Source organism: Agarivorans sp. DSG3-1, assembly GCF_046774965.1.
Taxonomy (GTDB): domain Bacteria; phylum Pseudomonadota; class Gammaproteobacteria; order Enterobacterales; family Celerinatantimonadaceae; genus Agarivorans.
Genome location: NZ_CP177241.1, coordinates 4,670,196 through 4,683,398 on the forward strand (window position 1 = coordinate 4,670,196; position 13,203 = coordinate 4,683,398).

Annotated in this window: 12 protein-coding genes; 6 read left to right on the forward strand and 6 right to left on the reverse strand. The window is 40.3% G+C overall.

The window, feature by feature from the left end:
- Positions 1 to 305 precede the first annotated feature (305 nt).
- Positions 306 to 830: a hypothetical protein gene (locus ACLD71_RS21685; protein ID WP_411992104.1), complete on the reverse strand. Its 525-nt coding sequence runs from the start codon at positions 828 to 830 to the stop codon at positions 306 to 308.
- 559 nt (positions 831 to 1,389) lie between these two features.
- Between ACLD71_RS21685 and ACLD71_RS21690 the strand changes: the two genes are divergently transcribed.
- Complete coding sequence (locus ACLD71_RS21690; protein WP_411992106.1) at positions 1,390 to 2,634, forward strand: hypothetical protein; 1,245 nt, start codon at positions 1,390 to 1,392, stop codon at positions 2,632 to 2,634.
- A gap of 334 nt (positions 2,635 to 2,968) precedes the next feature.
- Here ACLD71_RS21690 and ACLD71_RS21695 read toward each other — a convergent pair whose 3' ends face one another.
- The 4 genes from ACLD71_RS21695 to ACLD71_RS21710 all read right to left on the reverse strand — a co-directional run bounded on the left by ACLD71_RS21695 (position 2,969) and on the right by ACLD71_RS21710 (position 7,587).
- A complete protein-coding gene (locus ACLD71_RS21695; RefSeq protein WP_411992107.1) occupies positions 2,969 to 3,760 on the reverse strand; it encodes a DUF4145 domain-containing protein in 792 nt (263 codons plus the stop codon).
- A gap of 92 nt (positions 3,761 to 3,852) precedes the next feature.
- Complete coding sequence (locus tag ACLD71_RS21700) at positions 3,853 to 5,847, reverse strand: AAA family ATPase (RefSeq protein WP_411992109.1); 1,995 nt, start codon at positions 5,845 to 5,847, stop codon at positions 3,853 to 3,855.
- Positions 5,838 to 6,359: a hypothetical protein gene (locus tag ACLD71_RS21705; RefSeq protein WP_411992111.1), complete on the reverse strand. Its 522-nt coding sequence runs from the start codon at positions 6,357 to 6,359 to the stop codon at positions 5,838 to 5,840. The genes ACLD71_RS21700 and ACLD71_RS21705 overlap by 10 nt, the downstream gene beginning before the upstream one ends.
- A complete protein-coding gene (locus tag ACLD71_RS21710) occupies positions 6,352 to 7,587 on the reverse strand; it encodes a hypothetical protein (protein ID WP_411992113.1) in 1,236 nt (411 codons plus the stop codon). Before ACLD71_RS21710 ends, ACLD71_RS21705 begins: the two co-directional genes overlap by 8 nt.
- Before the next feature lie 685 nt (positions 7,588 to 8,272).
- Between ACLD71_RS21710 and ACLD71_RS21715 the strand changes: the two genes are divergently transcribed.
- The 5 genes from ACLD71_RS21715 to ACLD71_RS21735 all read left to right on the forward strand — a co-directional run bounded on the left by ACLD71_RS21715 (position 8,273) and on the right by ACLD71_RS21735 (position 12,498).
- Entirely contained in the window at positions 8,273 to 9,067 is a 795-nt protein-coding gene (locus ACLD71_RS21715) for a metalloregulator ArsR/SmtB family transcription factor (RefSeq protein ID WP_411992115.1), read from the forward strand.
- A 9-nt stretch (positions 9,068 to 9,076) separates the two neighbouring features.
- Positions 9,077 to 9,571, forward strand: coding sequence for a protein-tyrosine phosphatase family protein (locus tag ACLD71_RS21720; RefSeq protein WP_411992117.1), 495 nt, complete (start codon positions 9,077 to 9,079; stop codon positions 9,569 to 9,571).
- An 11-nt stretch (positions 9,572 to 9,582) separates the two neighbouring features.
- Positions 9,583 to 10,593, forward strand: a complete 1,011-nt coding sequence (locus ACLD71_RS21725; RefSeq protein WP_137671778.1) for an ArsJ-associated glyceraldehyde-3-phosphate dehydrogenase — start codon at positions 9,583 to 9,585, stop codon at positions 10,591 to 10,593.
- A 270-nt stretch (positions 10,594 to 10,863) separates the two neighbouring features.
- Positions 10,864 to 12,084, forward strand: coding sequence for an organoarsenical effux MFS transporter ArsJ (gene arsJ / locus ACLD71_RS21730; RefSeq protein WP_411992119.1), 1,221 nt, complete (start codon positions 10,864 to 10,866; stop codon positions 12,082 to 12,084).
- Positions 12,085 to 12,132: 48 nt separating this feature from the next.
- Positions 12,133 to 12,498, forward strand: a complete 366-nt coding sequence (locus ACLD71_RS21735; RefSeq protein WP_137671780.1) for an MmcQ/YjbR family DNA-binding protein — start codon at positions 12,133 to 12,135, stop codon at positions 12,496 to 12,498.
- A gap of 96 nt (positions 12,499 to 12,594) precedes the next feature.
- On the opposite strand, the gene ACLD71_RS21740 is transcribed toward ACLD71_RS21735, so the two are convergent.
- The gene (locus tag ACLD71_RS21740) at positions 12,595 to 13,152 is read right to left on the reverse strand and encodes a zf-TFIIB domain-containing protein (RefSeq protein WP_411992121.1); all 558 of its coding nucleotides are present in this window, start codon (positions 13,150 to 13,152) and stop codon (positions 12,595 to 12,597) included.
- Positions 13,153 to 13,203: the final 51 nt, after the last annotated feature.

Sequence of the window (13,203 nt, forward strand, 5' to 3'; positions counted from 1 at the left end):
TAAAACGAAGACAAAATTGGTTAATTTTCATACGCCAATACATTTAGTCACTTGATTTATAATCACTTAGATTGTCTTCGTTTTCGTTCATAACCCTTTCAGCTAGATAGCTGAAGATGGGTTCCAAAAACAACCGCATCAAGTCACTCTGAAGCTTGACTCTTAACACATTTTACCCAAAGACGAGTCAGAGCAGAACGCACAGACTAATTGCTGGACATAAATTGGTTAGGGCTAACAACGCTGCCATAAATAGCGCGAGCGTCCGGTGACTGTAAGGAGCTAATTTAATGGCCTTGTTAGATTCATCTAGCCAGCTTGAAAGTTCCAAGTTCATTACAATCTCTATTTTGGACATTCGGGTGCTCTATATTTGTGCATTGACTATGCGTCGAAATTTGCCCTTGGCAACCGTACGACCCCCAAGCGCCTCCAGGGGTCCATCCTCCAGTTCCAACTGGGCATTTATAAAGTGTTACAACTTCTGAATTGGAAAGAAAATTCGATATCTCTTCTGATACCTCTCCATCAATGCGAGAGATTGCGCCATTTCTAGCTGAAGAAATCTTTGCTAGAGATTCCTTCTCTGAGGTGACAATGGCATTAACTGCATCCCTTTTTATCTCACCAATAACCTCGGCAAGTTTATCTTTATCAGCACTTAAAACGGCTATTTCGCTTTTTATTGAGGAAATTATGCTAGCTCCAAATGCGCCTGCCAAACCAAAAATTGCTGCAACAGCGAACGCCACCTTGAAATAGGTTTCAATTTTTAGGATTCGCTCTTTAGCTTGAGCCAATTCAGATCTTAAAGTGTGCAAACCAGCCATAGCTTTCTCCAAAAATCTATCAGTAAGTGGAAAGCACGAGCTTCCAACCCCATTCAATGAGCACGCTTCCTATCTCGGAAAGTGCGCTCTAGCGCAAAGTCGCCACTATCTCTTTAACTTATAGTCTATGGTAAATCCTTAGAAAACTAAAAACTCTTTCTGTAGCGATCTCTGAGAGCTTTTTAGAGGGGTGTAAAATAGGGGGTTTTATAGTGACTGAGACATATCCCTCCAATTTGTCTGATTCCATGCCTCGCTAGCTCCCTATCTATAAGGTATTGTTAACTAAGAGTCTTAAAAGATCCTTGCCAATTTACCCATTTCGCCGAGGGGCGAATAACTCTTTTAGCAACATAGTGATAGTCGAAGGTTTTCTTCAGCTTCCATAAAATTAATGGCAATCAGTTAGTTTTCGACATTTGATGCGCAACAAATGATGATGAGAGCATAAGGGGGGCGGCTCATTGACTTTGATATACATAGTAATTAACGGTTGTTTGGTGCTAGGCCTTCGTATTGCGCTATCTAAAAGAGACTAAATTTCTGGAATCGAATATTCATGAGTGTTATGCAAGAAAAATGGACAAAGCCTATATGTATTGAAAAGGCAAAACTGTTTAGTACGAGGCAAGAATGGAATCGAGGCCACAATCCCACTTATTCAAAAGCCCGAAGAAAGGGATGGCTAGATGAGCTGTGTGGGCATATGGTGCGTTACGAAGTAAAACCTAATAAACATACTTATTGTCGCTGTAAAATAGCTGCAAGCAAATTTAGAACTCGACAAGCGTGGAATAAAGGTGATAACGCTACATATCAGGCTGCTTATAAGAAGGGGTGGCTTGACGAAATGTGCGAGCACATGGAGCCTTCAAAAACGGCTTTAAAATGGACGTTAAAGTCATTGCTCAAGGATGCAGAACCATATTTAGTTCGCTATCATTGGAAATTAGCAAATCCCGCCGGGTACTTGACCGCTCGAAAAAAGGGGTGGTTGAATCAATGTTGTGCTCATATGAAGGAACCCCATGGACCTTTGTGGACCCTAGAAATGTGCATAGAAGACGCAAAGCTCTACCAATATAAGGGGCAATGGCAAAGAAATAGCTCTGCCTACAAGGCTGCTCTTAGAAACAATTGGCTTGAGAAATGCTGCAAACATATGACACCAGCCCCACCAACGATTAAATATTCCAAGGGTTACCTAAAGAAAACAGCGCTTAAATATAAGCGTATAGTTGATTGGCAACGAAACGATAATAATACCTATGCTGCCGCTCTTCGAAGGGGGTTTAAGAGCGAATGCACTAAGCATATGGAGCCAGCTTTTAAATGGACGAAAGAACTATGTTTGCAAGATGCTCTTCTATATGAATATCGAACTGAATGGAAAAACGCACCGGGCAATGCTTATGGCGTAGCATATAAGAATGGTTGGCAGGACGATTGTGTTAAACATATGAAATCGGGCCAAGGGACTGACAACGACTCATTGTATATTTGGCAAGCCCTTGGATTCTACGATGAATATGAGCTTCCAGTATATAAGATTGGGGTAACCTCTCACAGATTAGGGGTTACGCGAATATCTTCTGTAGCTGATAGGAATGGTTTGGAATACGAAATTGTTAGATTCTTAAAAGTAAAGAAAGGAGTTCGAGCGTCAGTTATTGAAGTGGATCTGCTTAAATTTGGCCAACAGTTTAACATAGGCGATTTCAATGGAAGTCAGGAGTTCCGTTCTCTTAGTGAATATGAGCTAGAGTCAGTATTAACTATTATGGATGGTCATGCTTCCGCTTAAAAATATCGGATAGGCTTTTAGGCATACTTAGACACTGTCGAAGCAATCAAACACCTCAACTATGATCTATAGTGGATTTGTAATTACTTGACCCAACACTCTTCGACAACAGAGCGTGACCAAACCAAACAAGAAGGCTTGTGTGATGTACAGGCGTCTAACAAACTCACTTTTGGACAAAAGCTTGTTAGAGCATTCACTTGTTAGAAGGCGTTTCGGATTAGAGAAAGTATGGAAAAATCGGAATTAACGCCTGCTAAGGTGCAGCTAAGCCACGGACCTCAAGCAAAGCCATCGTAATCACTAAAGCTAACCGAACCAAAAATGCCAAAGGTTAGCTGTCACTCTTTAGCAATTTGTTCAGTTTCTTTTTTGGACGTGAATCTTGTTTATCCGGGTGATAAAAGAAGTTTATATTACTAACTGAAAATTCTAATGACTCGGGCAGCTCTTTTCCGTTATATATTAGTTCAAGTACCGCTCCAAAAACCATTATTGCCTGATAAACAGTATTCTGAAAAACACCGTCACTACTATGGCTCGACTCGTTACCTAACCATTTTATTGCTTCCAGTGCAGTGACAGACTTGGTTTCTACTTTACCTCTTTGTTTAAACTGCTTTAAGCGAGCATGCAAAGAAATTGGCGTGGGATGACCTTTTTTGCTGAGAAGAAGTACACCGGCTCCATCTTTCCGGTATTGCTCTATACCTTTCTGATTTAAAAGCTCTTCAACAGCTATTCTTAGCTTATTTCCACACGATGAGTGGTCAATCCAAAATAGTGAAAATACCTGCTCTAGAAGCATTCTGACTTTGTAAGGGTATACTCTATGAAGCTCAAACATATTTGGAGCAGGGTTGACATAAGATGGCGTGTATAGCATCTCAGGCTCGCTCTGACAATCAGAGTAAACTTCCCCCATCATTACAATTACACCAACCTCGCCGCATTTATCATTCTGGCATAGCATATCACTTCGAAGCATTGCACGAATGTCCCCACCCGAACGCTCATCTGACTGCCTATTACTAACTTCACCTACAGGGAGCATGTCTTCTTGATTGCACGTTGGGCACTTGAATGATGGAACCTGTTCTTCTGAATATAGAGTACCCTGTCTCACTTATTTATCTCCAATAAACTTAACGCCGCATTCAGCGACTAGTCCGCTGCAATGCTTTGTTAACTTGTAAGCCCGACTATAAAAACAGTCACTTAGAGAGTCTTCTCCTTCAAAAGCATATGCTCCTTCTGCTTCCTATTTGGCATAAATAGTACACGATTGCCTTTTAAGGAATCTGGATATTTATTTAATCCTGTTGAAATAATAACCTGAAAGTCAACCCCGTATTTTTGTAAGTCTTCAAGCTGTCCAATACAGTTTTGTAGATAGTCTAATTCAATACCGGCAGTCTCAGGGGTATCTATCAGTAGAAAGCGAGGGAATGCCACCGATTTATCGGACAACGATAAATGCATTAAAGTAATAAAGTACATTAACCGGATCGAAACAAGTGCACTGGTCTCCCGATAGAGTCCATCGTTGATCGAAGGCAAATAGTTATCAAGCCTAATCTTTGCTGATCTGCAATCAGGTAAGGTATTTTTCATCAGCTCATTATAGATTTTACTAAATGCATTTACTTTTGAGGTAACATCTTGTTGAGCTTTAATTTCAAGCTCTTTTCTTTTAAGTTCGGCATTTTTTGCTTTTGAGCTAACCAAGTCAAAGTCTTCTTGAAAACTCTCCAGTTTTGACTCAACTTCTAACAATCGATGTAGATTCGCGACATCCTCTCTGAGTTGCAATATTTTATCGTCAATATCATTTAGGCTTTCAATATCAACAATTTCATCGACTCGCCCAAGCATTTCCTGTAGCTTTTCACGTAACGCCACTGATTGTTTCTCTACCTCCTCGATTTCATTTTTGGTCTCTTGAACTTCGGAGTCACAATCATCGTAAGCTGTTTTAATTGTTGATAAAGCCTTAAGCTTGGCTTTTAGAATATCCTTATATTCTTTTGACGTGTAGAAAAACCTTTCATACTGCTCTTCTTCAATCGAAGCACCACAAACACAATGCCCTTCAACACGATCAACATGCTTTAAGCAATATGGGCAAGTATCGGAAGTAAAAAGGTTTAGCTGATCGTGAGAAAAAATGACTTTTTCAATGCGTCTAATTTCTGTAACAGACTCGTTTCTAACTACGTTTAATTTGTACCTTTCATCGAGAAAAGAAACGAGACTTTCTTTCAATCGACTCAACTTGAGTTCACAATCAATTAACTCCGACTTGCACGACTCAATATCTTGATTGATAGTATTCGAACTAGACCGGTTACGCTTAAATGCCAGTCTTGCGTCATGTAGCTTGTCAATTTGCTTTTCATTGTCCAAAATTTCTTTTTGTAAAAAACTGACATTTTTAGCTTCGCCATTTTTTCGCATCTTATCGGCTAATAACTTATACTCACTTACAACCGCTTTAGCCAAGCTTTTTTTTCTCGACAATTTCTTTTCTTCGACAATTGAGTCGTAGTAATTAGAATAAGCTTCACCAACTAGCAGTTCGAAAATAGCCTTTCTAACCAACTCTGAATCAGATATATATGTTGAATTAGTATCTGGCTTTTTATAAATCCCCTCCGGGTTCGGCTGCTGGTCGTGATAAATCAACCGCATCAAATCGGATATATTAATCTTAAATGTATTGTAACCGTGAAAAAGCTCGACTACAGATATTTTCAGTTTCCCAAGAATCCAGTCAGAAAAAACATATGCATCTTTGCTTCTATTTACGGGATATATTTCAGTCTTATCCTCTGGCAGAACAAACCTTACCTTCTCTTCAAGCAAAGTATTTTTGTCTTCTGAGTATATTTTTTCAACCACCCGCTCATATGGAATTACTGTTACTTCATTATCTCCAAAGTAGCGCCTAAGCAAATAGTTTTCATTATTAATCGATATATAAAGATCAACATAGTTGTCGCTATCTGATGTAATTTCATCGTGTCGCTTATCACTGTTTCTTCGAAATATTGGAACTTCACCACCTAATGCAAAATAAATCAAATTACAAAAAGTGCTTTTCCCTGTTCCATTGTCACCCTCTATCAGGATGATATTTTTATCGAATTCTTTTGATTCGAAGTAATACTTGCTCCCCTCATAAACAAGCTTATTAACTCGCATTAGGCCCATGTTCGAACTCCATTATCAACATAAATTTTATTTAACATGGTATCCAGAGTTAATGATGCTAACCGTCCATATTTCTTTGATATATCTTTTATATTCTTAGATTCAGACGCAAAAACATTACTATTCAAAAAGCCACTGGGAAGATTATTTTTAGTCAAAGTTACATCAATCTCTTGCGCCTTGCCTCGATTCAAACTCACATAACCTCTCTTCTCAAGAACAAACAACAGCTTAAGAATTTCACTTCTTAGAGTTAATCCATTCGAATAGCTATCAAGCAAACACTCGTAATCTTTAGGGTTCAACTTTTCTCCTGAAGAATGAGAAAGCACATAGACTATTTTATCATCACCGATAATATCGGTTAGAAACGCCAACTTTCTATAATCTCTAAAATATTTACCATTACGACAGCCTAAAGAATCCAAAATGACAAAAATGGAATAGCAATAGTGATAGAAATCTTCACCGCTTAGGTACATTAGTCTTTTCTTTGCACTTATGTCAGTCATCGCTATACTCATCAAAAGCTAAAAAACACCCATCAAATAAATTCCAAATAATTCCTTCTATCGTTTTATCATTGGAAATAGTATATTTGTAATCGGTTTTTAACTTAGAAATATCCTCTACCGCTTTCGATACAAGTTTGTTAAGAACAGCATCCAAATCTTCACCACTTTCAGGAGCTGCATACCCATCCATCAAAAAATATTCCTCACAGGCCTCAAAAATACGATATTTCAAAGATAAAAATGATTTGTCCGCTTCACGCTCTTCATACTTAGAGGCACTTGCTTTTCTTGCCAATTGTTTAATTCGTCGGTCTGAAATAACTTCTATTACTGAAAGCACCTTCTCTTTCAAATTTCGCTTGTCGGTCACGTCCTTTTCCAACTCTGCAATGTGTCGCCATGTAGGATCTATACTTTCATCTGGAATTTGCGACTCTGCTTCTTTAAAAATTAGTTTTACATCTGAACTATGAACTAACTTATCAACTAAGTTTTTACTGTTCTGCCTTTCACTCAATTTATCCATTAATAAACAAAATATTATGTTTTCTTTGCCTATATGTTCATTGTTGTGAATAGGTGAATTTTCAATGTCTTTTAAAACCGTCTGTTTGAGTTCATCCTCATTTTCCTGACCGAAATGCCACAGGATTGTACTCAAAAACTCTTTAAACTTATCAACAGTTAGACCTTGAAGTGTACCTAAGTTTCCTGATGTTTTTTTTTCTTTATACTGCAAAGCGTACTCTTCAGAAACAATGTCTTTTACTAAGCTAACCGTCTCATCTGAAGCATGATCTAGAGACTGAATAATTTCTAAAATGGGCTCATCCGGTAAAGCTATTTCTTTACCACTTTCGAGCTTGGACTTTCGCTCCTTTCCTATATTTCTCGTTGTATAAAAACCCAAATATACATTATTACTGGTGCGAAACTGGTCTACATATATGTCAAAAAAGCTGACCAACGTATTAGTAACAGGGGGACTGAAAATTGTGAAATTACCTTTCAGATCATAATTCTTATCTTCTTCGTAGTAATTACTGACTTCACCATCGACGATAGTATGATGAGAAACATCTTCAAGGTTTTCAACCGCAGTAAAAAATATAGTGTTTGCATCCTGCTTAATAGTCTGAAGCATGAGCTTTATCGCTCTTATGAGCTGTAATCTAAAGCCTTTTCCAGAGTCCCCAGCTTCCCTATCTATAGTCTCTGTTATCATATAAAAGTGTCGCCTTGATTAAATTTGTGCAATGTAAGTAATTGCTCTTGAAAAGTTAACGCTAAGTAGGAAGCACGTGCTTCCTATCCCATTCAATGAGCACGCTTCCTATCTCGGAAAGTGTGATTTAGCGCAAAGTCGCCAGTCTGTTCATGCTCTCTCTTTAACTTATTGTCTACTTTGAGGTTTTATTTTAATTTTATCAATAGCCAGAGCTCAAGTTTTGTAGACCGTTTTGACAATAGCAGCTTGAAAAACACTGGGACTGTATATAATCGCAGTGAAAAAGTGCGCAAACCCTTTAGGCTAAGCTTGTTCCAAATTCTCTAGTTACCAACTAGCAAAGTCGAGATGTAAAATCATTAGTTTTGGTATGGTAAGAGACGTGTGTGACGGTGTTGTTCGTAAGAAGACATAACAAACTTTGGGGCAAAGATGAGTTAGGTTGCGCACTTTGTTTGCACACCAACTTCAAAGTAATAAAACTAGTTATAAAATCTCACTATTATGGCGAGAAGCCATCTTAAATAGATAAACTCTTGATCTATAAGAATTACATCCGATTGTAAAAAATTACACTGTAAGTAAAACCTACAGACCCCCATATAATAAGTGCAAAAAAACTTGCTACCACCCAATATACGAAATATCATATATACGATTTTTCACATATTTGGTCTTATTCATGTTGTCTGTGTTGTTTTTGTGTACTGCAAATGCTGCTCGCTCTCAGTTAGCAGAAGCAATAGTTAACCAGCGTTACGCTAAGCATTTTATAGCTTACAGTGCCGGTACGCACCCCAAAGGGATTGACCCGCGCACTTTTACGCTACTAACACAACAAAGCTTGAGTGGTAAGGCTTTAAGCAGTAAAACCATTCAACAGCTAGAGAATCAACTGCAGCGGCAAAAAGGCCAACCTGTGCTGTTTAACTTTATTATCACTTTGTGTGATAGCGCCAAACAAGAATGTGCCCTACTGCCTAATGATGCGGCAATTTTGCATTGGAATTTACCTGATCCTGCCGCAGAAAATGGCGATGCTTTATTTGAGCAAGTCTTTGTTGAGTTAGAGTTGCGCCTTGCAGAGTTTGTGCGTTTTAACCACAACCCTGCAGCAGCCTTACAAATAGCCCCTATCGATGTATTTAAGCAGTTTAGTGACAATACTCGGCTACAGATTTTAATGCTGATTGAAGATGAACAACGCCTTAGCGTTAATCAGCTATGTGTGGCTCTAGAAGAAAGCCAACCTAAGGTTTCACGCCATTTGGCGCTGCTAAGAGACTGCAAATTGCTGTCTACCACTCGCAAAGGTCAACAGGTTTTTTACCATTTAAATCCACTGCTACCAGAGTGGGTAGCACAAACGCTGTCTACCACTCGCGTGGCAAACCCCAGTTATATCAACCAGCCAATTACTCGAATTAGAGAGTTGGCTAATCCCAATTTAACCACCCCATTTGTTAATCAAGATTAAGGTACGTTTATGTCTTCACATCCTGTTTTTGCCGTTGATGTTAGCGATAGCGCTCAATTATTGTTAACCCCTTGCCCGGGTACTAAAGGTGTAGATTTGTCTACTTCACTGCAGCAACTTTGCTATAAAAATAGCCCTGCACTTATCACAATGATGACCAAGCAAGAGCTGGCAGATAACAACTTAGATGATTTACCAAAGCATGCCGTTACTTACGATATGCAGTGGTTTCATTTACCACTGGCCGACGACACCGTTCCCGATGCTGCCTGGGAAGAACAGCTTCAAACCTTACTGCCGCGCTTTTTACAACTGCTAAACAATGGCATGAACCTGACAATTCATTGTAAAGGCGGCAGCGGCCGCACTGGCATGTTAGCCGCGCGCATTATGTTAGCCATGGGTTTTGAACTAGACGACGCCATTGCAAAAATTAAAGCGCAACGCCCTAACGCCTTCACGGTTCCCGCACAACTTAGCTACATTCAGCAATTCGCCAAATAGGACCACCTTAAATGACGATTAAAGTAGGAATTAACGGCTTTGGCCGCATTGGTCGCTTAGCGCTACGCGCCGCATACGACTGGCCAGAACTTGAGTTTGTAATGATTAACGATGTTGCGGGCAATGCCGAAACACTGGGCCATTTACTCGAGTTTGATTCAGTACAAGGGCGCTGGCACCACAGCGTTGAGCACAACGCCGAAGGCATTGTGATTAACAACAACACCATTAAATGCTACCAAGAAAAAGACTTAAGCAAAGTAGATTGGTCGGGCTGTGATGTGGTACTAGAGTCTACCGGTGTTCACCGCTCTAAAGCCAAATTAGCACCTTACCTAGCCCAGGGCGTGAAACGTGTTGTGGTATCTGCGCCGGTTAAAGAAGACGGTGTAGCCAACATTGTTGTGGGGGTGAACGACGATATTTTTGAGCCTAGCCAACACCAAATTGTTACTGCCGCATCTTGTACCACCAACTGTTTGGCGCCAGTAATTAAGGTGATTCAACAGCACTTGGGCATTGAGTCTGGCTGCATGACCACCATCCATGATTTAACCAATACCCAAACCATTTTGGATGCACCGCATAAAGACTTACGCCGCGCCCGCGCTTGTGGCATATCGTTAATACCTACCACTACCGGCAGCGCTAAAGCAATTTGCGACATTTTCCCAGAGTTAGACGGCAAGCTAAACGGACATGCTGTACGCGTCCCCTTAGCCAATGCGTCTCTTACCGACATGGTATTCACTCTAGAGCGTGATACTACCGCTGAAGAAGTAAACAGCTTATTTAAACAAGCAGCCGAAGGCGAGCTAAAAGGTATTTTGGGTTACGAAGAAAAGCCGCTAGTTTCTATTGACTACAAAGGTGACCAACGCTCTAGCATTGTAGATGCGCAATCCACCATGATGGTGGGCAAACGCATGCTTAAAGTGTATGCCTGGTACGACAATGAGATGGGCTACGCAACCCGCACCAGCGAGCTTATTCGCAAAGTTGGTTTAGCAGATAAAAGCTAGGACCTGTTGAACCTTGCTGATGTTTTTTGCAGCAATTTATTAGCCATTTAGGCAAGGCAGTGAGTGTGAATTTAAGTGGGCTTAATAATCACTCGCTAACGCTGAATAAATGGCTAATAAATGCTGTCCGAAGGGTTCAGATAAGCGAACTTTACTCTTTGTTGAGCACTTCTCGCTTAGCCCACTAGGCTTCAAAGTGCTCGCCGCAATTAAAGCCCGCTTATCTCGAACAAAATTTCAACACCAAAGATCAACAGGCCCTAGGCAAACATGATAAAAGCACTACCTCAACAACTTAAACAATACCTATTAGTTACTTTTAACTATTGGAACTTCACCATTACCGACGGTGCATTGCGCATGCTGGTAGTGCTGTATTTTCACCAGCTAGGTTATTCGGCGATTGCGATTGCCATGCTGTTCTTGTTTTACGAGTTTTTTGGGGTAGTAACCAATTTAATTGGTGGCTGGTTAGGGGCGCGTATTGGCCTTAACCACACCATGAACATTGGCTTGGCCATGCAAATTGTTGCATTGTTGGCATTGGGTTTGCCCTCTGCGTTTTTATCTATTCCCTTAGTTATGGCAGCGCAAGCCTTGTCGGGCATAGCTAAAGATCTAAATAAAATGAGCGCCAAAAGCTCCATTAAAGGCTTAGTGAGCGGCGACCAACAACATAGCCTTTACAAGTGGGTGGCTATTTTAACGGGCTCAAAAAACGCCCTAAAAGGCTTTGGCTTTTTTCTAGGTGGTGCGCTGCTTAACTTAATTGGCTTTCAGCTATCGATGCTGGCCATGGCGGCGGTATTGTTTGTGGTGCTGCTATTAAGCTTAAAGCTACTCGAAAAAGACTTAGGCAAAGCCAAAAGCAAACCTAAGTTTTCGCAAATATTCTCTAAAAGCCCACAAATTAACATTCTGGCAGCGGCACGTTTATTTTTGTTTGCCGCTCGTGATGTATGGTTTGTCGTCGGCCTACCGGTATTTTTAAGTGCAAGCTTAGATTGGTCGCACATACAAACCGGCAGTTTTATGGCTTGCTGGGTGGTGGCCTATGGCGTGGTACAAGGTTTTGCACCACGAATTACAGGCAGTAAATCAGGTAAAGTGCCAGGTCGCTCTTCGGTTCTTAGTTGGGTACTAATACTCAGTGCAGTCACTGGTGTACTCGCTTACCTCATTCAACTAGGCTGGCAACCACAATTAACGATTATTGTTGGCTTGCTAATCTTTGGATTAGTGTTCGCGATTAACTCGTCGCTGCACTCCTACCTAGTGGTAAGTTATGCCAGCGAAGACGGCGTATCTATGGATGTAGGTTTTTACTACATGGCTAATGCCATGGGCCGCTTGCTTGGCACAATACTATCTGGCGTAGTGTTTCAAATGGCCGGTTTAGCCGCTTGTTTGTGGGTGAGCTTTGGCATGCTGGTAATAACTAGCGTGATTAGTTTAGCCTTACCCAAAAGCCATATTGAGCAGGCAATATAGCCTGCCCCGTTTACTTAGCTATACAAACACTCATCGCAAGGAGTACCAATGGATCATCAGCAATTTAATCAGTTTTGTGGAGCTTTGGTCGCCACCACTTACGTGGTGCAATGGGGAGGGGCCCATGTATGGAAAGTGGGCGGCAAAGTGTTCGCCATTGGTTTTACCTTAAAAGAAGATAAGCCAGCATTTACCTTTAAAACATCCGATCTTAACTTCGACTATCTATCTGAATCAGAAGGCCACCGCCCTGCCCCTTACTTTGCCAGCAGGGGTATGAAATGGATCCAACAAACCGATACATCCAGTGAGTTAGATGAAGAACTTGAATATTATCTGTCGGAATCTTATCGGATTGTTGCCTCAGGGCTGACCAAGAAGAAACGCGCGGAGTTGGGTATTGAAAAAAAGTAGACGACCAGATTTGATGACTATGACTTTGATTTAAACATCGACAACAACTAATCCATAGTAGCTATTGATGCCATAGTCTCTTGTTTTGTTGCTTGACTACTTTTCTGCTGAATAAGGATCTTCAGCTAAAAGATACGCTCTCAAATCTGCTTTATGATCTTGAGACTTTAACCAAGAACGCATTTCTTTCAGCTTAGCGTATGTTTCATTACCAAATTTAGCTTTATAAATATCAGAGAAGTTTTGTTTTGCACTGTCTTTACGAACATTGCGCTGCCAGTTTTGTGTAACTACGGCATTTAAACAACCAGCTAACCCCTCGCTCTTTAATAACTCCCATTCACCTTTATCTAACCACAACCCACCAACAACAGAACTGTAATCAATTTTATGTTCATTTTCAGAAGATACTCTGAATTTTCGCATTATTGTTCCTGAAGACGGACACAGAATTGCTTTTTTGGTATCTGTGATTTCTGATTCTTCAATCGAGATATCTTCAGAAAAGTTGTAGTCTTCGTTCCTTTCTTTCCAAGAAACATAATCTTCTATTAAAACCCAGTTTCCGCCACAATTTGAACACGTATGCGCGCGAAATTGACCATCAATAAAACTAGGAAATAAAGCTCCATTTTTACAACTTGTACAATTCATAACTTTCCTTAAACCTTAATATCTAATCTGAATTTTGATAACTGCATAACT